Below are 20,335 nucleotides of genomic sequence, written 5' to 3'. Positions count from 1 at the left end.
GATCTGCCATTGTGCCGTTGGTGACTTCACAAATCGCTATTTCACGAGTGCTTGTAAAAGCTGGCGACGCGTAACGACGTAACGCATCTCACCGCCATCATCAAACAGAATTGCCACATCACTGGCAGCGTCATACAAACGCAACAGTGTCTTCAGATGGCGATCATCTACACGCCCACGAATCACGTTTCGTGGTGTCGACAACGGCTCGGCCAGACACAAATCGGCATATCGCAAGTAGCCGATCAATCGCCCACTTCGCCGCACCAAAACAATGGGATGATTCCGCCGACGGGCTTGATGCGACGCAGCTACCACGTCGACGGGTGCATCGATAATCGGCAGTCGATCGGGCTGAACACCAAACATGACGGCTGGCTGATTACCAACTTCGAACAGCTTTTGAGCCAACGAACGCTGGCCGGCCACCAAGATGCCAGCCTCTTCGCCCGCCTGGAGCACTTGATCCAATTCGCCTCGCGCCATCGCCAACCGAAGCCGAAACGGTGTTTGCCCCGTGATCAACCGCAACAGATTCCCCAACAGCCCCAGCACCATCGATATCGGCGCAAACAACACGGCTGCTATTAACACAAACGGTCGCGCCGCCATCAGCAACCGATACGGAGCATGGTAAAAAAGACTCTTGGGAAGCAATTCGCCTAAGACGAACACGATCGGTGTCATCAAAATGGGGCCGATCAATTCAGCAGTCGCATTTGAGTGAAACAACACCGCTACGCCGGTCACAATTGCGAAACTGGCCAAGTAGTTGGCAACGTTATTTCCGACCAGCATCGTGGCCACGAAAATGGCAGGATGGTTTAGCAGCCAGACTAAACCTTTCGCAGCACGCGAACCGCTCAGTCCATCTAGCACCAGACGCGTTCGCGAAACGCGATACAACCCTGTTTCGGTTCCGCTAAAAAAAGCGCTCAAACACAGACCAACGACGAATAGCAACACGGCAAACATCATGTCGACGTCTCCTGCTGCGAATCGCTTTGAGATTCATCGCTGCTGGTCACTTCGATCCAAGTCACGTCGTCGTCCTGCTGCACGACCGTCAATGTAAATCGATCAAGTGTGGCAGTATCGCCAAGCCGCGGAAATCGTTCGGTTTGACGTTGGATAAATCCGGCAACCGTTGCAATGGTTTCGTCGGGCAAATCGATCGCCAACCGCTTCGCCAACTCTCTTAGCGCCGCGGATCCCATCACGCGGTAGTGATCCACGCCCAGCGGCTGGATGGTCATCGCCTGAACATCTTCGTCATCTCGGTTGCGACGTGGAGCCAAAACCCGTCTCAATATGTCATCGACCGAAACCGCACCGACGACTTCGCCAAACTCGTTGACCACAACCGCGATGCTCAAGTCTTCTTGATCCAATCGATGCCAGACCTGTGACACCGGCGCCGACCAGGGCGTGTAGATGACTTCTTCGATTGCGTCACCCAAGTGATCGACTTGGCTAGGTCGCAAAAGCCGCATACCGATCGTTGCCGTAATCGTTTTTTGATCGTCATCGGTCACCATCAGATAACCGCCAGGCGTGGTGCTTTCACTGAAAACGCCGCGATCCACCGGCAAAGTCGTAAACTGAAGCGTCGAGCGAGGACGCATGATTTCCGACACCCGCATTTCAGCCATTTCGACCAGCCCATGAAACACAATCCGGTCGCGCTGCTGAAGCTCGGCGTCATCGGTGCCCAAATCGATTGCACGCGCGATATCTCGCAGCTCAATATCCGACTCTGGCTCAAACGTCGGCCAGATCAATCGCTTCGCCAATTGGTTGGTTGCGTTCACCAACGGCAAGAAGGGGCCTACCAAACGTACCGCCAATAGCAGCGGCGGCCCGACAAGAATCGAAAACCGCACCGGCATCAGAACGGCTACGCTTTTTGGCAACATCTCGCTGAAGAAAATAATGGTCAGCAGCGTGACCACGGTAAAGATCCACGCCGCCGAATTTCCGCCGCTGGCATCACTTTCCAATCGCGACCCCACAATCGTGGCGATGGCAAAGTAAGTCATGTTGATCAGCAAATTCCAAAACAGAATTGCCGACAACAGTTGCTCCGGATCACGCAACAATCCGTGCGCTAGCCGACCTCCAGCACCGCTTCGTGCTAACTGGCGGCGACTCCGTGTGGAGAGAGAAAAAAGGGCGGCTTCACTACCACTGAAAAACGCGCTCAGCAAAATCAGCACGCCCATCGCGACGAACCATGGCCAGGCTCCAACCAGCTCGTTCAAGCAGTATCTCCGTCGGCACCACGATCACGCTCCAGCGAAACATCAAACTCGCTGAGCGCCGGGATCATCATCGCAGCAGTCGTAAATCCATATCCAACGACCAGCGGAAAGACGACCAACAAATGATCTGTCTGCAACAAAAACTGTGTGATCGCGTAAAACGTAATCAAGGGCAGCATGAATGAAGCTGCAAAAATCGCGGATGACGGATTTCGCCACCCCAGCGAAGCAAACAAAGCGGCGCCTCCCCCCAAGATCATCACCAGGAACGGGGCCAACTGCAGCTGAAACGCACCACGAAAACTGACCATGATTGTCATGCAAATCGCAATGCCCACACAGAGAAAGAACACGGTCCCCAGGCTGGCCAATGTCGCGGCTCGGCCGGCAACGTGATTGAGCCCTGAGTGCACGCCCAGCATGGCCACAAAGAAATGCAACATCAACGCGCCGACAATCGCATAGACCGCATTTTCAATGGTCATCACATTGCTGGCAGCTAGGTAGATGATCAATAACACCGGCAACAGGATCATTTCCTTGGCAACATAAAGTACGCCCAGCAGTTTGCCAAAAACAAATTCTCGAGGACTCAAATCGGTCACCAACAGCAAGTCCAACGCCAATCCATCGCGTTCGCCCGTGACCGCATTGACGGCCAACGCGTTGACCAGCACCAGCGAAATCACACCGATCGCTGCGACAGGAATGGTCACCGATGGTAGAGCGCGGCCAATCCGTCCGGCAGGCTCCATTGCCACACCGGTTTGAATTTGGAAATAGACCGCTGCGGTAATCACCAAGAACAAAAGTCCAAACGCAACGCGAATCAAAACGATTTTGCGACCGTACGCCCAAGTGCAGATTTCTCGCCAAAGGATCGGATTGTTCCAAACTCGCCGAGGTGCCCGTACTTTCCAGCTTTCGGGTGCCACATTCACGTCGACTTCATCGGAGGTTTCTGGTTCAGGAGCTTTCAACCGAACTTCGCGCGACGGATTCCAAACACGAACCCGCTGGACACCAATCACCAAAACGACCAGTGAAAGTCCCAATGCCAAGACGATGTAAAGAGCGACGCCCGTTGCCGTCACGCTGCTTAAACTGGCCAACGGTGACGCAGCAGCGAACAGAGCTCGCGCCGGGCTGACTGCCAACAGCGTCGCTTCCGACAGAGGCAGCACCGACGCAGCAACTTCTCCCAACCCAACGATCGTCAACAATAACAGCACCGTCATGGCGATGGACTGAAAAGTCTTTTCTCGCCACATACCGACGACGGTGCCAATGGCTCCTGCCAAAAAGACCGTTGCCCCCGTAACGGCAAAAACGCCCGCGACTTGCTGGGGCGACACTCCGCCCAACAATGGCAGGACCAAGAACAACGGCAGCCCGCAAAGCAGCATCGACATGGGCGCCAGCAGCGTGGCGAAGAGTTTTCCAACGACCACCTCGAATCCCGACAACCGAGTCAACAGCAGCAACAGTAGCGTGCGGCGATCTTTTTCCTGGGCCACGCTACTGGCAGCTCCGACCGCCGCCAAACTGCTAAGCACCAGCAGCTGCAGCGGGGCAAGCAACGTAAACATCCAGCCGCCGAATCGGGCCGAATCGGACGCCGTCGCCAACGATCGAGCCCCGTCCAGAACGAGATAGCCCGTACAGAGCAAAAGCAGAAGTGCGAGGACATAAACGCCTCGCATCAGATAGGTCTTTGTACGCTTGGGCACAACGACCGCTTCGCGGTTAAAAACCGGACCTAGCATGGTTTGCAACGGTATCAGAATAGAGAAATAACGTAGATTTGATTGGTTAAGAGTAAGCCGACGCCTGAAGCATCACAACGTGCCGCGCCGCAACGCTGGCTTTTCGGCACAAAATCGCGGTCCAGACAACCGCCTGCGGCCAATCACTCCCCCAGTACAACGCGACAAACGACGTTTTGGCCCGCAAGACTCGACCTGTTTGGTGATAACGGTGGTGTTCCCGACAATGCTGCGACACCGCCGAATCAGACGGTTTGGCATCCCAAAGTCGGGACAATCCCATGCCCGGGTTCGTTCCTAAACCGTAACACACGCATAATCCGCACGATACAAACCACCCGGGACCAAACCCCCGCGCCTCGCAGCGCTTTCGTACAACTCACTGGCCCAGAGCAATGTAGGTTTCCTTTAACCGAAGAAACTTTCGTACTCCTCTCTGAGAGCAGTCGCTCTTCCAACTCTTATGTCCCTACGACGCACTCGAAACGCAATCATCGAATTCCTCCGCGAGGAAGATGGTCCGACCGCAGTCGAATATGCTGTCATGCTCGGACTGATCATCGCCGTCGCTGTTGGTTCGGTGCAATTCATGGCAGCTCAAACGATCCAGAGCTTTGAAGACTCGGGCAACGCCATCGCCGGCGCCTTCAATTAGCACCAGGCTCACACTTGGCACCTACTTGCTAAGCATCTCCAATTCCGCAAAAACCAAGTCCACCGACGCGATCTCTTCCGCGTTCATTTCTTCTTCCAGTGCGACTTCACTGCGGGTCTGACCAGTCCCGGCGACAATCATCGCGTCAGCTGATTGAGCGTCCCCCAGACCTGCATTCAGCGAGAACGTCGACAGCGAAAATGTCGAACTCCCTTGAACTGAACCAACGTCATCGACGTTCTCAAATTGTCGTTTCGCAATCAGGTCGGTGGAAAAACCTTCGCCCTGCGGCAGACTGCTCGGGTTCGTACTGGACGCTTGCTCTGCCAAGTAGTTGATGACTTCCAAAATATCCGCAGGTGTCAGCAACCCGTCGCCAGATACATCCACGTAGTGTCCGTCAAAGTCCTCGACCGAATCCAAGCTGGCCAGCGTTGACGGGCCAGAGGAAATTCGTTCGATCACCGCCAAAATATCCGCCGGCGTGACTTGCCCGCTTTGGTCCACATCGAAGACATCCAGAACATTGCGGTGCGGCGTTTGGCTGACCACGTTCAAGACGGCATCACCAATCTGAATAGACTGCGTGAACTGACCATCGATGACTTGCGGCGGCAGCGCGACTGCTTGACCAACAACACTTAAACGTTGTGTCGATGCCAGTCGTACCAGCAAAGAATTGGCGTCATCGGCCAACGACAAAATCGTTTCCGAATCCAAAGCGATCTCATTAGACGCCGTACCTTGAACGACGATTTCCTCGAACCCTACCGCACGATTGGCCAGCAAACGAACCAAGTCCACATGGCCAATTTCTGTATCGATCACCAAACGGTCATAGCCCGCACCGCCATCGAGCGAAGTAAACCGATCGCCTCGAATGATGACCGTATCATCGCCCCCTGCCAGGTCGACGGTAATGAAACCGCCCGCCTGGACAAGCCGATCGATTGTCACAGTCTGCGCCATGTCATTGCCAGTCAGTGCAAATCCGTCACGCAGTGTTGCCCGATCCAATTCGATTTGAGTGTCTGCGTCGACCAACCGTATCGACGAATCACGCTCGATGACTTGCACCGCAGCAGGCTGAAAATCGGTGACCGCAACCGGCACACTGACAGTTTCTAAACTGGCAAACGTCGAATCCGAAAGCTCTGCCGCCACTGACAGAACAATCTCCGTCGCAAACGCGTCTTCGACTTCAAAATCAAAACGGTTGGTTACATCAATTGTTTGCGGCACATTCCATGTTTCAGGACTGAATCGCAGTTGGCTCTCACTTAGTCGAACTTTCGACGATCCCGACGACACTTCAATCACGACATCGGATGCCGGCATCGCTGCCAATCGCACCAGCAAACTGTCGCTTTGACCGGGCGCCCCCACAACCGTCGAATCATCGGTCTGCTCGACAATCAGCTCAGTGGATTCATCGTCGATGACTGACACTGTCACCGCTCCTGCCGCAAAACCATCTGCGTTTGCGCTCATCTGCACTGTTTGGTCACCCTGCGCCAGCACGTTGTCGCTGGCACTGATATTCACGACGACAGTCCTGGCTCCCGCCGGGATCGTGACTTGCGAGGGAAACTGAACGGCGTCACTTGATGCATCGCCGACAACCGACAGATCAACCACCAAAGGGATCGCAAGGTTTGCCGTGTTGCGGTGGATCAACAGCTGTGTGCTGGTAGATTCACTCGATTCAAACAGTTCGCTGTCGGACGCAGACAGCGTCAGCACTGGCGTTTCATCGTCGGTAATTGTCACACTTTGCTGATCGCCAATGTGAGCACCGGTGGAAACCGAAATCACCGACTGCTGCGCGCCATCAAAGACGGCATCGTCGACCGCCAAAATCTCAAACGTAGTCGACGCGCTACCCGCAGGAATGGTCACCGCAGTGGGAATCCGCGCTGCTGATGAATGGGCACTCTCAATCTGAACGACAAGCTCCTCGCTCAAGTCGCGATCGTTGCGGGTTACCGTCGCAGTGATCACGTCACTGGGAGTGTCCGAGACAACGATCTGATCAACAGCGAAATACGCCGGCGTGTTCATGCCAAAATCGCCGACGTCAGACGAACTGAGCGAAAACTGCAACTCCACCGCATCGGCCAGCGATGAAAGATCGACGGAGGTCCATGTGTCAACGATGTAGTCCTGGCTGTTGTCGTCAAAGCGATAGTCGGCGAGATAAAAATCGACAGTGCCGATTGACTGACCGTCGGTATCAACACCTTCGATCGAAAGCAAAAAGAAATCAGGATCGTCGCCCGTCTCGCCGCCAAACTGTTTGGCAAACGAATCCCCGTCCCGCATCGACAAAGCAGCGTACGTTGTGTTGGTCACCATCATCGACACAAACGTATCGCCCGATTCGGTTTGATCCCGAGTGATCGACGGGGCCGTTCCGCCGGAAAACGCCGATGCGACGGCATAGCTTTCACTCTGGCTGGCACCGCCACCTGCAACGGCGCTGTACTGATTCGCAAAACCGACCGTCGTTTGATCCGTTGTTTTGGACACAGACCATCCGCCCCAGCTTCCGAAATCAGAGTTGTAGGAGTTGTTGAATGAGTGCCCATTGGAACTGAACCCGCCCGCCAGATCGGCACCGTTGTAGAACGATGCGTCGGCAATTGCCGCGCCGATGTCTTCAAACGCAACCGTCCTTGGCGCATCCAGTTCGCTCAGCGTCGACGCGTCCAGCGACAACGTCAGCGCGGCGGATGGAAAATCGTCGTTGAGTACTTTGACCGTCGCTTGTCCACCAGCAAATCCTGCCGCCGTGGCTTCGACAACCACATCGACGTCGGATCCCATTTCGTCATTATCAACCGCGACAAACGGAACTTCGATCGATCGGCTGCCAGCGGGAATGACAACATCGGCATCAAAGCTGATGCGATTTCCTTCATCCGCTGTCAGCGTGAGTGACAGTTCGCTACTGATATCACCGGCATTTCGATGAACCAAAAACCGGCCAGCCCCGCCCATTTCATCAACCTCGCTGGTCAGCGCGGTCAGCGTTAGCGTGGCAGCATCGTCATCGGCGACCGACAGAGCCACACCTGATCCAGCAAAGCCAGTTGCCTCGACTAGTAGCTGGACCGTTTGGTCTCCATCGACCAAAGAGTCATCGCGAACTTCGAGCGGCACTTCGATCGACGACTGACCAACTGGAATCGTTGCGGTCGTCGGCAATACCAGCTCACTGTGATCGTCCGATGAAAGCGTCACCGTCAGCGGACTGCTTGTGTCTTCCGTGTTGCGAATCACTGAAATGGCAGGAGCAAAATTGCTCGCCAGCTGCAGGTTGTCGACCGCGAAGTAGGCGGGGGTGTTCATGCCAAATTGGCCGACGTCCGACGACGACAAACTGAACTCAAGAGCAACGGTTTGCTCCGGAAGCCCCGTCAGATCCACTGTCGTCCACTGGTCCACAATGTAGTCCGATGCACTGTCATCTGACCGGTAGTCGGCCAAGTAAAATTCGATGCTTCCCGATTCTTGCAACTGCCCGTCTCGACCAGTGATCGTGAGCACAAAGAAGTCTTCGTCGCTGCCATCTTCACCGCCAAATTTCTTGGCAAACGAATCACCCATTTGCATGGACAAGGCAGCGTACGTCGTGTTTGTAATTTGAATCGACTCGAATCGATTGCTCGTGGGCGATCGCATGACCCGAGGCACACCGAAAGCCACACCGACCGCATACGTATCACTTTGGCCGGCGCCCTCGCCCGTCACCGCACTGTACTGATTGGTAAAACCTGGTGTCGTCGTGTCAGTCGTGTTCGAGTACGCCCAACCACCAAACGAATCCGGAGCGACAGTATCAAACGTCACCCCGCCGCTAGCGAAGCCTTCAGGCAACGCCCCGCCGTTGTACGACGATTCGTTCGAAAGCGTCGCACCGACATCCTCTAAGCCAATCGTGTGCGGTGCCATCGATTCGCTCAATCCCGCACCTAGGTATTCGATGCGAACCGCTGCGACATCATTGTCATTTACTGTCAGGTCAGACTGCCCGCCGACGTAACCGTCCGCCGTTGCGGTGATCGTCACTGCCTGGTCCGCTCGATCGTTTTGATCTTCGATCGCCGTGACCGTGATCGCCTGGGTCGATTGCCCGATCGCAATGGTAACGCTCTCTGGCAAGTCCAACAGATTTGCCTGGCTGTCACTTAGCTGCACGACCTGCGCCGTCGAAAGGTCGGCCGAGTTTCGGCTGACGGTCAGATCAAATGTGCCGCCTTCGGCAACCGATGCGGCAGACAACGAAACGCTCAACGTCAACGCATCATCTTCGACGATCGTTAGCTGCTCGCTTCCCGTCACAAATCCATCCGCTGACGCTTCGATCGTGATTGTCCTGTCCGCCCCCGACAATTCGTCATTCACAACGTCGATGGAAAATTCGACGAACGACTGCCCCGCGGCAATCGTGACCGTGGACGGAATCGATGCGATCGTCGAATCCAGTGACGCCAGCGAAACCACGATTGGCTGCGTCGTATCCAGGTCAGCGCGACTGATGCGAACCGTCGTCGCGGCGTCGCCATCGGATTCACTCACGGAATGATCGGCAATGTCGATCGGCAGGACTGGTTTTGCAAACGTGATGTCGTCCAATGCAAAGTACGCGGGCGTGTTGACTCCAAACGCCCCCACATCGCTTGAATCAATATCGAAGACAAGTGACCTGGCGCCGGCGATCGCAGTCAGATCCACTTCCGTCCATTGATCAACGATGTAGTCCATCGAATTGTCGGCGAATCGAAAGTCGGCCAAGTAAAACTCGACGGTACCGACCGAGGTACCCGCGGCGTCTTTGCCGTCAATCGTCAACAACAAGTAGTCGGGATCGTTGCCGCTATCACCGCCGAACTTTCTGGCAAACTGATCGCCCTGTGCCATCGACAAGGCAGCGTACGTGGAGTTGGTGACGGCCAGCGATTGCAGCGTGCGCAGATCCGTCGACGCACGCCTAATCGTTGGAAGCTGTGAACTCCCATTCACATCGGCAAAACCCAACGCAAAAGTCGATGACCCTGACGCGCCGCCACCGGCAAACGAACCGTACTGGTTCAGAAATCCAGCCGTCGTATTGTCTGACACGTTGCTGTAAGCAAATCCGGTCCATGACCCAAATTGATCGTTGTGCGAATTGTTCAGGGCCAGTGTCTCGGACACGAATGTGCCAGTCGTCGTCGTGCCGCCAAATTGGCCTGGCGCCGTTGTACCGCCGGACGCCGGACCGCTGAAGGACGACGATGCGGCCAGAGATGCCCCGACATCCTCAAATCCAGCCACTTGTGTTTGCGACAGTGATTGATGAATGACCCCAACCGCATCGACGTCCAGACCAGCGCTGCCAACCGTGGCAAACGGATCAAAAATCACATCGCCGCTTGCATCAAGCGCACTTCCATCGCCCACGACGTCAACCAACCGCACATGCGTTACCCGCGTGGTATCAAGCAAGGAACTGCTGCCAACAAGTTCTGCCAAGTCAAACGGCGTCCCAAACCCAGCTCGGTATTTTCCGGCCAAGTTATTGATGTCGGTCGGATCCACACTGCCGAAAGCGCCGACAGCGGCGGGCGTTTGCGAATCACTCTCAAAGCGAAAAAAGTTCACGCCGTCGGATGAAACTTCGACGTAGCCAAGTTCCAGAAACGTATCGCTAAAACTGTTTTCGAACACAGCAAAATCCGCCCCCAAACCGTTGCGGATCGGTGCGTCAAAGGCCAACGTCAACGTACCGCCGCGGCCCAGCGAGACGATCCCCGGCGAACTCCCTTGCGCAGGCCCCAGAGCGTTGGCCTGGGTCTGAAATTCGATCTCAACGTCGCTGCCGACAGTGTAATCTTCGACTCGCGATGCCCAAGCGACGAACGACACGTCGTCATGAGCGATTGCGCTGGAGCCGACCTGTCCTGCTGCGGGAGCGTAGGGGCCGGCCAATAAGTGTCGTGTTTCAAGCGTCTCGCTATGTAAGCGGCGTTTAGTCAGTGTGCGTCGTTTGATTGAGGGCGTCATATTAGTTGTGTGTATCAAAAGTTGATTTCTTGGGTTCGTTCGAGCGTCGTTATCGATCTAAGTCAGGCATTTTTTCGTTGCCGTTGCGAGTACATATGGCGGCCAGCAATTGCAAATCCATTTGCTCCGTTAAAAACGAAACCGATCCGTCAGCAAACAAGACCATCGCGCCACCGATGTGTTGACTGCGAATGTCATTTTCAAACGGCGGCGCTTTGTTAATCGGAAACGCCTGATCGAAAAGGTTTCTGGCGTTGATCCATTGGCCATCTGGAAAATTTGCGTCCTCGGCGATCATGACTGTTCGCGACAGCCCGTCGGTGATGTCACGAAAACGAATCGGTCGGTCATGGATCATCACGCCTCGCGGCGGGAAATTGCGGCTCGCGATTCTTTCGCCATAGATGCCCCCATAGTCCGTCGCGCCGCGGCCGCTATTGAGTGGACTGCTGCGTGATGTACTGGGACAGAGAAACGGTTCGATGACACGGCCTGCCGCCGCTTCATTTTCAGGTGCATCGAATGCATAGCTAAAATCGATTTGCTGATAAACAGCCGTCTCTTCCATGAACGGCAATACCATCGCTGACCAAGCAAACTGATGCCCGTCGGGCACTTCCGGACGAACTTCGATTCCACCGGGCGGTAGTTTTCGATAGGTCGCGTGATAGTTATGAAGCGCCAGTCCGATTTGCCGGACATTGTTTTGGCAGCTCATTCGCCGCGCGGCTTCGCGTGCCGCCTGCACGGCCGGCAACAACAATCCGACCAAGATTCCAATGATCGCAATCACGACAAGCAGTTCGACCAGCGTGAACGCAGCACGTTGGTTTCGGTGCGCAGCAAAGTCAGTTCGATCGGGCAGTGCCAATTGATTCGCAACGGCTGCTGTCTCGCAGCACCGGCGATCCGACACTTCCGTCACGGCGCGCAGCTCTATTGTCCGATTCGCAAACAATTTGCGCATTCGTTCTGCCTCGACAAAGCGATCAGCGACAATCGAAAAAACCTAAGCGCAATTGAATCCGCGCGACATCGCCTTCATAGCGACTCGGTTTGCGACACTGACCTCACCCTAGAAGGTCACGAAGTGTCCGATAAACGCGGTAGGTCTTCTGACTACTGATGATTCCCTTCGCTCGCCTTCTCGCTCGCGCGACCGCAGTGATCACGCAAACAATGGCAAAAAGATTAAGCGTTGGGACAAAGGCGGCCGAAAATTCTAGCCGTCCTTTTCATCAGACACAGCGGCTGGGCCGTCCCGGAGTCTCACCGGAGTTCCCTTTTCTGCGGCAAACCAAGGTCCATCTGCTCGCATCACCACGCATCGTTGGGACAGAGACTAGGTCGGCTTTATAAAACTGTCAAACGCTTTGCAAAGCGATTCAAGCACCTTGCCTTTCAAAGCGTTCGTTCCGTGCTAAATTCACGTTCATGCATTGCCAAATCGTCATTCCCGCCCGACTCGCTTCGACACGTTTGCCCGAAAAACTGCTGCGACGCGCCGGCAGCAAATCAGTCCTTCAACACACCTTCGATGCCGCCTCCGCATCAGACGTCGCTAGCGGCGTGATCGTGGCCGTTGATGACCAACGAATTGCTGATGAAGTCGAATCGTTTGGCGGTCGCTGGATCATGACGAACCCCGATTGTCCCAGCGGCACCGACCGGATCGCCGAAGTCGCCGCGGCAATGCCCAATGTGGACGTGTTCGTGAACGTGCAAGGCGACGAACCAGAAATCTCGCCGGCCGCAATCGACCTGGTCGCTCAAGCGTTGATCGATGCCCCCCAGGCGGACATGTCCACGGTCGGCACGCCCATTCGCAACCCAGCGCTGTTAGACGATCCATCCGTCGTCAAAATTGTGTTGGCGTTAAATAAAAACTCAGCAGGGCAGGGCAGGGCGGTTTACTTCAGCCGTAGCGTCGTACCGCACGTCCGCGATGGTGTCACCGACGAAGTGCTGGCCGCCGAACCCCCGATTTTCTGGCATCACCTAGGGCTGTACGCGTACCGACGCGAATTCCTGAGTTGGTTCGCCGCTCAGCCGCCCAGCCAAATCGAGCAATCCGAACGCTTGGAGCAGCTTCGCGCCATCGAAGCCGGCAAAACAATCGCCGTCGCACGAGTCGAATCGGCCACCCCGGGGATCGACACTCAAGCCGATCTGGACGCATTCATCGATCGACTGGCAACGTCAAAATAGCCTGATTCCTCGGCAACCCCCCGAACCTGCCCTCGCCGCTGTAGCCCCAAGAATTCGCAAAAGCACAACGACGCGCCGCGAACGCCCCGACGGGCCTCTGACTAGACCCCAATTAAATACGCGACGAATCGCTTCAAATTAGAATGCGGCTTTCGTAAAATCTCTGGGTTGGTATCATCCACTTCCATGACCAAACACATCTTTGTAACCGGCGGCGTCGTTAGCTCGCTCGGCAAAGGCCTGACGGCCGCCTCTCTCGGAATGCTGCTCGAACAACGCGGCCTCAGCGTCCGGATGCAGAAACTGGATCCGTACATCAACGTTGATCCCGGCACGATGAGCCCCTACCAGCACGGCGAAGTCTACGTGCTCGACGACGGGTCCGAGACCGATCTGGACTTGGGCCACTACGAACGATTCACGTCGGGCGAATTGACGCGTGACTGCAATTACACGACCGGACAGATCTACCTGTCCGTAATCGAAAAAGAACGCCAGGGCCATTTCCTGGGCAATACCGTCCAAGTCATTCCGCACATCACCAACGAAATCAAGTCGTCCATCAAACGAATGGGCGGTGACAACGTCGACGTCGTCATCACCGAAATCGGTGGCACGGTCGGTGACATCGAAAGCTTGCCGTTCTTGGAAGCCATTCGACAATTTGGCCAAGACGTTGGACGCGAAAATGTCCTTTACATGCACCTGACACTGGTGCCGTACTTGAAAGCCGCCGACGAACTGAAAACCAAACCGACGCAGCATAGCGTCGGCCAAATGCGTCAAATCGGTATCCAGCCGGACATTCTGATTTGTCGCTGCGAACACTCAATCAGTCGTGACGATCGCGAAAAGATCGCCTTGTTTTGCAACGTGCCGGTCGAAGCCGTCATCGAAGAAAAAGACAAAGACTTTTCAATCTACGAAGTCCCGATCTCGCTGGTCGACAACAAGCTGGACGAACTGGTCGTCAAAAAGCTTGAACTGACCGCGGCCAAACCGTTGGACATTTCGCCCTGGGCAGACTTGCTGCATCGACTGCGCAACCCACGCCACGAAATTTCGATCGCCGTCGTCGGCAAATACGCCGAACACAAAGACGCGTACAAGTCGATTTACGAATCGATCGATCACGCAGGCATGCACCACCAAGCACAAATTCGCATCGGTCGGGTGCAAAGTGCCGACATCGAACGCGAAGGCGCCGAACGGTTGCTAAGCGGTTACCACGGCATCTTGGTTCCGGGTGGGTTTGGTGAACGAGGCATCGAAGGCAAAGTGCAAGCGATTCGCTTTGCCCGCGAGCGTGGCATTCCATTCTTTGGCATTTGCCTTGGCATGCAGTGTGCCGTGATCGAATACGGTCGCAATGCGATGGGTTTGACGAGCGCACACAGCAGTGAGTTTGACAAAGACACCAAGCATCCCGTCATCTGTTTGCTAGACGAACAGCAAAACGTGACGCAGATGGGTGGCACGATGCGACTGGGCAGCCAGCCAACTAAATTGGATCGGCACAGTATTTCTGGCAAAGCTTACGGCGTGGAAGAAGTCGACGAACGTCATCGCCACCGCTACGAATTTAACAACCAGTATCGCCAACAATACGAAGCTCACGGGATGCGTTTCGCAGGCACCAGCCCTGATGATTCGTTGGTCGAAATCATCGAAATACCGGATCATCCTTGGTTCGTCGCCGCACAGTTTCACCCCGAATTCAAAAGTAAACCGCTGAAGGCACATCCGTTGTTCGCAGGTTTTGTCGAAGCATCGATTGAGCGTCGCAAAAATCGTATCGAAAGCGAACAAGCCAGCGAAGCAAAGTCATAATGGTTTTCGCGAAAGACACGTCACCGATCCGATCGTGACTCTACCAACTCTCTTGAACCTCTCTACAAACAGCATTCCGTCTGGCACTGCCGGAACCACCAAGCAATAGACAGCACCATGACTGATTCCGATAAACCCCAATCTGACGACGACCAAAAGATCGTCGTGGACACTGACTGGAAAGAACAAGTCGCTAAGGAAAAAGAGCAGGCCGCTCAAGCCAAAGCCGATTCCTCCCAAACGGATTCGGCCCAGACTGATTCCGCCAAGTCAGATTCCACGGACGACTTTGTTCCCATGGACAAAGCCGCTGACAAGGATGCGGAAGTCACTGAGCAGAGCGAACCGCCCGCTGGCGATCCTTCGCAATCTCCCCCACCAGCGTCGCTGGAAGTCCTACTGTCGATGTTGTTCACTCAGGCAATGGCTTGTCTGGGGCAAATGCCCAACCCTGCGACCGGCAAACCCGAAATCAACAAGCCATTCGCCAAGCACTACATCGATACGATCGAGATGCTGGGCGAGAAAACCAAAGGCAACACCACCGAAGACGAAACCAAAATGCTAGGCGAAGCGTTGCACGCCCTCCGCATGGCATTCGTCAGCGTAAAGGCTTAACAATCCAGCGCCCTGCGTTTCCAACACAGAGCGCCCGATCGACATATCGCACTGGCGATGCCTTCTCAGACCGGCTTCACATCAGCTTTCGCCTACGGGATCGTGATCACTTCGACTTCCTCGAATTTGCCCGAGGACATGCTGGCTCCGCCCACGACCAAAAGCTGGTTCGACGATAGCGGCAACAAGCGATGGAAGAAACGGTCGCTATCTAACTCTGCCAGCTTCTGCCAAGACTTTCCGTCTGCGGACAGACTCTGCAAAAAACCACTGTAGGTTGTCGCGTACAGTTTTCCGCCCGTCGCAAACGACGAACTGCCAAAACCGTCCATCGGTTCGCCGATCAACTCTGGGCCCTGCGACCACGTGTTCGTCTGAGGATCGTAGACATCAGTTCGCTTTGACGGACCACCTTCGCTTTGCATTCCGCCAATCGCATAGATCTTGCCGTTGTGCGCTGCGACAGACAAAGCCCGACGGACGAACGGTGGCTTTGCCAACGCTTTCCATTTCAGAGTAGGTGCCGACAAGTCCAAAACATGCGCCGTATCCAGCCATTGTGAATCCGAATCACCTTGCATCGACCAACCTCCGACAACATAAATCTTGTCGCCCAATACCGCCGCGTCGAAGGAAGACCTTGGTTCGGGAAGCGGCGGCAACGACTCCCATTGATTGGTTGCTGGATCGTAGCGGGCGACCGAGTCTTGCGACCAAAGGTCTTTGTCTTCGCCCTCCGAATTTTTGGCATTGAATCCACCAATCCGGTAGAGCTTGCCACCGTGCGTGACCATCGCCAACCCCTGCAGTCCCGCCCCCTTCTGTCCCGGCCCCTTTGCCCCTGGCCCTTCGCCTAACGATTTCCACGACTTCGGATTCTTCAGATCCAGCTTCCAAAGCTCCTTTCCCTGGGCCTCGGCGTAATACGAATGAGCCCCGCCCGAGTGACCACCGTAAACGAACAACGCATCACCCGTCACAGCGGCACCAAAGCTTGTCACTCCCTGGGGAATCGCTGGAAACCGTTCCGCATCTACCAAAATGCTTGGCGACTGTGGGTCGGACGCGGGCTTCATTGCTGCGTCGGCTTTCTTCGCTTCAAAGTCTTCGGGGTCGACGAACGTCGCGGTTAGATAGTGAGAAACGGACTCATACGTTTGGTCGCCCAACGTGCCGGTCTGCCCGCTGACGGTGTGACCGACCAAGATTCCATTCAAGCCTTCTTCGACCTGTGCGTCCGTGAAGGAAACTTTGCCGCTCTCGTTCGTCTTGACCTTCCCGACTTCGTGCCCCTCTTGGCCGTACAAAGTCACGTCGGTATCGGCCAGTGGCTTTCCTTTCCAAACGACAGCCACATCGACGCCCGAATCCGTGTCGGTCAACACCGCGTGCAAATCCAATTTCTTGGCAAGCTCGGCCGACTCCTCCGAACGCGTCGGTAACTTGCCTCCGCAGTGCTGAGTAAAGTACTCCAATCGCGTGCCGTGATAGACTCCGTAGGTCACTTGCGAAGTCAATATCGCCGTCGTGGGAACTAACTGTTCGGAGTGCATTCCGACAAAATCCTTCTGTTCAAGAGGCGTCAGACTTAGCGCACTCACGCCGCCTTTGTCGGTAATGCAGTTCGCCTTCGCTTTCAAAATGCTCGGCGGAAGTTTGTAAGTTCGATCGGCAGGTGTTTCACCGAAATAGTACAAAGCCTTGCCGTCTTCGCCGATCGCCATCCACGGAAAATGAGCGATGACGGGCGTCGCAATCAGGAACAGAGAACAAACGGACAACATCCGGTTTACGAAGCATCGCATTGGAAAGTCTCTCGAGAGGTTAAGTAATATGAAAAGGCGAGGTCACAGGCGACGTCGCCGCATGGGTGTCGTGAATGGAGGTTTGAATCAAGGCAAGTTTTTTACGGCGTAAAGCCGATCGCCACGACGTAAAATCAGATACGGCCCAACTGCCGCAGCCGCGTAAAGTACTCCGCCCGATGCCGAATCTCCGTTGCCGGAATCCCAGAGCCGATTGGCCGTAACCTCCTTGCCGTCTTCGAGCGAAATCACGGCTGTTGTCCCTTTGGAACCAAAAAGGTACAGGTGCTTCCCGGCGACCAAGGGCGTCGCCCAGATGCCGCCGGCACTCGTCCGATTGATGGCTAGCCGCTTGCCAGTTTCCAGATCCAACTGATAGAGAACTCCGGTTCGGTTGACGATCCAGGCCGCATCCAACGCGACAATCGGGCTCCCAAAACTGCTGGTCGCTTTCTGGGCATTCCACCGATAGGACGCCGAGTATTTTTCGCCATCGTGCTTGATTTCGACAACGCCATTGTGCCTGGCGCCTGCTCCGCTTGCCTCTTCGCCGCGACCGTCCGAAGCTCCGATCAAAAAGCGGCCCAAGCCAGCTGGGACCGGCGTACAGGACGTGTTCGCAGCAATGTCCGTGAATTCCCAGAGCCGACGACCGGTTTTCGGTTCGATGCCAACAATCTTGCCGCTGGCACTGCAAACCAAATGGTCGCCCTGCGAAGTGGGAATCAATCGGGGCGAAGACCAACTGGTCGAACCCAACCCGTCAACCTTCCACAAATTCTCCCCGCTCGTTTTGTCCAGAGCCAACAGGTACGGCGAATCCGAGCGTTCGATCCAGACAAACACACGTTGCTCATCTTGCTCCAGCGAAGCAGACAATCCGTGCCTTGCTTCAATGGGTCCGTAGTCGACCACCAAGTTGCGGCTCCATCTCATCTCGCCGTCTTGGTTCAACGAGACGACCACGCCCCCTTCAAAGAACGCAATGCACCCGCCCGAGTCCGCTATCGGTGACGGTGCCGCTCGGCTGGTCATCGGAGTGTTCTTGGCGACGGTTGGATTATCGAAATCACGCTGCCAGATCTTTTCGCCATCGCTTAGACCGAAAGCAGCCAAGTGGTACTTTTGCCGCTCAGCACCGCTTACCGAAGTGACATAAATTTGCCCGTCGGCGATGACCGGTGTCGATTGACCATAGCCCTCGATGGGCGATATCCAGGCAATGTTTTTGTCTGGAGACCACCGAGTTGCCAGAGCATCCAACGAAACCTCCAGATGACCACCGTTCTGAAACGCAGACCAACTAGCCACCGTCTCCTGGCCGCGAACGTTAGCCTGCCCGCAAACAGCAATGCACAACGCCAACAGCGATACGCTGCACAATCGCCTTGGATCGCGCAGAGAAACACCACGCCGGCGCGCCAACTTTTTCTGACTGATGTTCATCGCTTGGAATCCAATTGAAAGTCCTGTTGATTCTCGGTGCCGTCGGCCAGCTGAACACGCAGTTGAGTCGCCTTCGCACTGTACTTTTGCGGAATGTCGACAACGGTGCTTGGTCGAACACGCCGACGACTTCCTTTCATGGATTCATCCATCGCAGCTTCCACTTCTTCACGACTGAGAGGCTTGGGGCGGAATTCGACGCGAGCGAGTCCAACCGCTGGACCGTTTTGGACATCGATTCGGTAGGCCCCATCCTGGACCATCCCGTGCGTTACCATCGCTGATCCGTCATCGGATGTCTGCTCCTGATGAAAGACGATCGCGGCTGCTTGGAGTGGCTTTCCGTCAAGCGTTACTTTGCCGTGGACGGCAACGCGCTGTACCTGGGGACCTTCCGCCGAACCACATCCGCTTAACAATCCCGCCAGCAAAAGCCCAACAGCCATGGCAACTGCAGAGCGGCCAGCCCCTGCAGATTGCTTCTTGTTTTTCTCCCGCATTACAGCTCTCCATCAGCGACTTCGAGATCCGCGATCGCTCCGGCGCGTTGCCATAAATCCAAGTTCACAGACTCGGTAACAAAGCGAACACTGCCATCAGCCAACGCCACATTCACGCCGCCGCTGTGGTGGCTGCGTGACGAAAACCAACCGTAAGCAAGCTGGCAAACATCGGGGTGCTTGGGGTTGGGCGGCAGATAGGTATTGAACGTGCTGGAATAGGATTTACCCGATATCCAGGCGTAACCGCGGTATCCATACCAACCCCAAACGGGGCCCTCAGTCAGTGATTCGACATTCGGGTTAGTCGCTGCTCCGTGCCCGACCCAAGCAACGGCCGCATCATCTCGCACAGGCCGAGTCGTGTGGGTTGCGCCGTCGCCCAGCAGAGTTTCCGCCATCACGACGGTGTGGCTGGTGCCGTCCAGAATGTCTCGAAACCGTGAACGAGAACCGTAGTAGAACAGACCGTCCGTCTTGCTACGCATGTCCCAAGCATCGTCACGCCCCGAACCCGTCGACACGGTCATGTTCGTACCTCGATAGAACTGTCCCGCGCTGGCATCACAATCAAATTCGCTAAAACGGTCGTCTTGCGGATCACTAGGACAACGAAACATTGGCACCAGTGTGCCGGCTGCTTTTTCGTTGTTCGGGTGAATCGAACGCGAAAAGTAGCCGCCGTGGTAGATCGGACTCTCGAAGTCGATCAGGTTTGTCAGCTGCGAATTTTCTGCGTAGGGCAGGATTTGCGCGAGCACCGAAAACGCCGACTCCGACTGTGTTCCGATGCCCGGAAATCGCTTGAACGTCGAGTGGTAGTTTTGTAATGCCAACGCGCATTGCTTCTGATTGTTGGAACAGCTCATCCGACGGGCGGCTTCTCTTGCCGATTGAACAGCTGGCAAAAGCAAACCGACCAAGATTCCAATGATCGCGATCACGACCAGCAATTCCACCAACGTAAATCCGCGGCGGTGCGATGACTGAGACGCTCTGTCAGTGCATGCAAATTTGTAAAACAACATTCGTAGTCCTCCTCTAGGGTCACGTAATCGGAAACTCACGATCGTTTCCGTCCATTGCGTGGCTGGCTAAAGGCACCGACAAACTGTCGAACCGTCGCTTGCTTCGCGAAATCTGTAGCTACTTTGCCGCAGCGCTACGAAAGTCCACAAAGTGAATTGGGGGCAAGTGA

14 protein-coding genes and 1 riboswitch are annotated in these 20,335 nt (G+C 55.4%); of the genes, 4 read left to right on the top strand and 10 right to left on the bottom strand.

What is annotated here, in order from left to right; genetic code table 11:
• Positions 1-36: 36 nt before the first annotated feature.
• From K239x_RS04380 to K239x_RS04365, 4 genes are read right to left on the bottom strand one after another with little or no spacing between them, the layout of a single operon-like run.
• Positions 37-978, bottom strand: a complete 942-nt coding sequence (locus K239x_RS04380) for a CNNM domain-containing protein (RefSeq protein ID WP_145416426.1) — start codon at positions 976-978, stop codon at positions 37-39.
• On the bottom strand, positions 975-2,261 hold the full coding sequence (locus K239x_RS04375; protein ID WP_419189659.1) for a CNNM domain-containing protein: 1,287 nt from the start codon (positions 2,259-2,261) through the stop codon (positions 975-977). The genes K239x_RS04380 and K239x_RS04375 overlap by 4 nt, the downstream gene beginning before the upstream one ends.
• The gene (locus K239x_RS04370) at positions 2,258-4,027 is read right to left on the bottom strand and encodes an ABC transporter permease (protein ID WP_145422140.1); all 1,770 of its coding nucleotides are present in this window, start codon (positions 4,025-4,027) and stop codon (positions 2,258-2,260) included. The genes K239x_RS04375 and K239x_RS04370 overlap by 4 nt, the downstream gene beginning before the upstream one ends.
• Positions 4,028-4,073: 46 nt before the next feature.
• Positions 4,074-4,310: a hypothetical protein gene (locus tag K239x_RS04365; protein ID WP_145416425.1), complete on the bottom strand. Its 237-nt coding sequence runs from the start codon at positions 4,308-4,310 to the stop codon at positions 4,074-4,076.
• A 180-nt stretch (positions 4,311-4,490) separates the two neighbouring features.
• Here K239x_RS04365 and K239x_RS28255 point away from each other — a divergent pair, with 180 nt between their 5' ends.
• On the top strand, positions 4,491-4,682 hold the full coding sequence (locus K239x_RS28255) for a Flp family type IVb pilin (protein WP_419189658.1): 192 nt from the start codon (positions 4,491-4,493) through the stop codon (positions 4,680-4,682).
• A gap of 21 nt (positions 4,683-4,703) precedes the next feature.
• Here K239x_RS28255 and K239x_RS04355 read toward each other — a convergent pair whose 3' ends face one another.
• Both K239x_RS04355 and K239x_RS04350 read right to left on the bottom strand, forming a co-directional pair.
• Positions 4,704-10,730, bottom strand: coding sequence for a DUF4465 domain-containing protein (locus tag K239x_RS04355; RefSeq protein ID WP_145416424.1), 6,027 nt, complete (start codon positions 10,728-10,730; stop codon positions 4,704-4,706).
• Between the two features lie 49 nt (positions 10,731-10,779).
• Entirely contained in the window at positions 10,780-11,697 is a 918-nt protein-coding gene (locus K239x_RS04350; protein WP_145416423.1) for a DUF1559 domain-containing protein, read from the bottom strand.
• 121 nt (positions 11,698-11,818) lie between these two features.
• Positions 11,819-12,068, bottom strand: a riboswitch (cobalamin riboswitch).
• Between the two features lie 96 nt (positions 12,069-12,164).
• Here K239x_RS04350 and kdsB point away from each other — a divergent pair.
• The 3 genes from kdsB (at position 12,165) to K239x_RS04335 (ending at position 15,386) form a co-directional block, all read left to right on the top strand.
• Complete coding sequence (gene kdsB, locus K239x_RS04345) at positions 12,165-12,938, top strand: 3-deoxy-manno-octulosonate cytidylyltransferase (RefSeq protein WP_145416422.1); 774 nt, start codon at positions 12,165-12,167, stop codon at positions 12,936-12,938.
• Positions 12,939-13,124: 186 nt separating this feature from the next.
• Complete coding sequence (locus K239x_RS04340) at positions 13,125-14,768, top strand: CTP synthase (RefSeq protein WP_145416421.1); 1,644 nt, start codon at positions 13,125-13,127, stop codon at positions 14,766-14,768.
• 117 nt (positions 14,769-14,885) lie between these two features.
• Positions 14,886-15,386 (top strand): DUF1844 domain-containing protein, encoded by a 501-nt coding sequence (locus K239x_RS04335; RefSeq protein WP_145416420.1) that lies wholly within the window; start codon positions 14,886-14,888, stop codon positions 15,384-15,386.
• A 92-nt stretch (positions 15,387-15,478) separates the two neighbouring features.
• Here the strand turns inward: K239x_RS04335 and K239x_RS04330 are convergent, their stop codons facing one another.
• The 4 genes from K239x_RS04330 to K239x_RS04315 form a co-directional block, all read right to left on the bottom strand.
• Positions 15,479-17,191 (bottom strand): Kelch repeat-containing protein, encoded by a 1,713-nt coding sequence (locus K239x_RS04330; protein WP_145416419.1) that lies wholly within the window; start codon positions 17,189-17,191, stop codon positions 15,479-15,481.
• An 87-nt stretch (positions 17,192-17,278) separates the two neighbouring features.
• Complete coding sequence (locus tag K239x_RS04325) at positions 17,279-18,637, bottom strand: outer membrane protein assembly factor BamB family protein (protein WP_145416418.1); 1,359 nt, start codon at positions 18,635-18,637, stop codon at positions 17,279-17,281.
• Entirely contained in the window at positions 18,634-19,083 is a 450-nt protein-coding gene (locus K239x_RS04320; protein WP_145416417.1) for a hypothetical protein, read from the bottom strand. Before K239x_RS04320 ends, K239x_RS04325 begins: the two co-directional genes overlap by 4 nt.
• A 53-nt stretch (positions 19,084-19,136) precedes the next feature.
• Positions 19,137-20,165, bottom strand: a complete 1,029-nt coding sequence (locus tag K239x_RS04315; protein WP_145422138.1) for a DUF1559 domain-containing protein — start codon at positions 20,163-20,165, stop codon at positions 19,137-19,139.
• Between the last annotated feature and the right edge of the window lie 170 nt (positions 20,166-20,335).

It is taken from the genome of Stieleria marina, assembly GCA_007741555.1.
GTDB lineage: Bacteria > Planctomycetota > Planctomycetia > Pirellulales > Pirellulaceae > K23-9.
This window is presented reverse-complemented; position numbering and strand designations above follow the sequence as displayed.

Coding starts and splice junctions, on each gene's coding strand:
- K239x_RS04340 (WP_145416421.1), top strand. CDS start 13,125: ATGACCAAACACATCTTTGTAACCGGCGGCGTCGTTAGCTCGCTCGGC.
- K239x_RS04350 (WP_145416423.1), bottom strand. CDS start 11,697: ATGCGCAAATTGTTTGCGAATCGGACAATAGAGCTGCGCGCCGTGACG.
- kdsB (WP_145416422.1), top strand. CDS start 12,165: ATGCATTGCCAAATCGTCATTCCCGCCCGACTCGCTTCGACACGTTTG.
- K239x_RS04320 (WP_145416417.1), bottom strand. CDS start 19,083: ATGGCTGTTGGGCTTTTGCTGGCGGGATTGTTAAGCGGATGTGGTTCG.
- K239x_RS04355 (WP_145416424.1), bottom strand. CDS start 10,730: ATGACGCCCTCAATCAAACGACGCACACTGACTAAACGCCGCTTACAT.
- K239x_RS04365 (WP_145416425.1), bottom strand. CDS start 4,310: ATGGGATTGTCCCGACTTTGGGATGCCAAACCGTCTGATTCGGCGGTG.
- K239x_RS04370 (WP_145422140.1), bottom strand. CDS start 4,027: ATGCTAGGTCCGGTTTTTAACCGCGAAGCGGTCGTTGTGCCCAAGCGT.
- K239x_RS04325 (WP_145416418.1), bottom strand. CDS start 18,637: ATGAACATCAGTCAGAAAAAGTTGGCGCGCCGGCGTGGTGTTTCTCTG.
- K239x_RS04315 (WP_145422138.1), bottom strand. CDS start 20,165: ATGTTGTTTTACAAATTTGCATGCACTGACAGAGCGTCTCAGTCATCG.
- K239x_RS04330 (WP_145416419.1), bottom strand. CDS start 17,191: ATGCGATGCTTCGTAAACCGGATGTTGTCCGTTTGTTCTCTGTTCCTG.
- K239x_RS04380 (WP_145416426.1), bottom strand. CDS start 978: ATGATGTTTGCCGTGTTGCTATTCGTCGTTGGTCTGTGTTTGAGCGCT.
- K239x_RS28255 (WP_419189658.1), top strand. CDS start 4,491: ATGTCCCTACGACGCACTCGAAACGCAATCATCGAATTCCTCCGCGAG.
- K239x_RS04335 (WP_145416420.1), top strand. CDS start 14,886: ATGACTGATTCCGATAAACCCCAATCTGACGACGACCAAAAGATCGTC.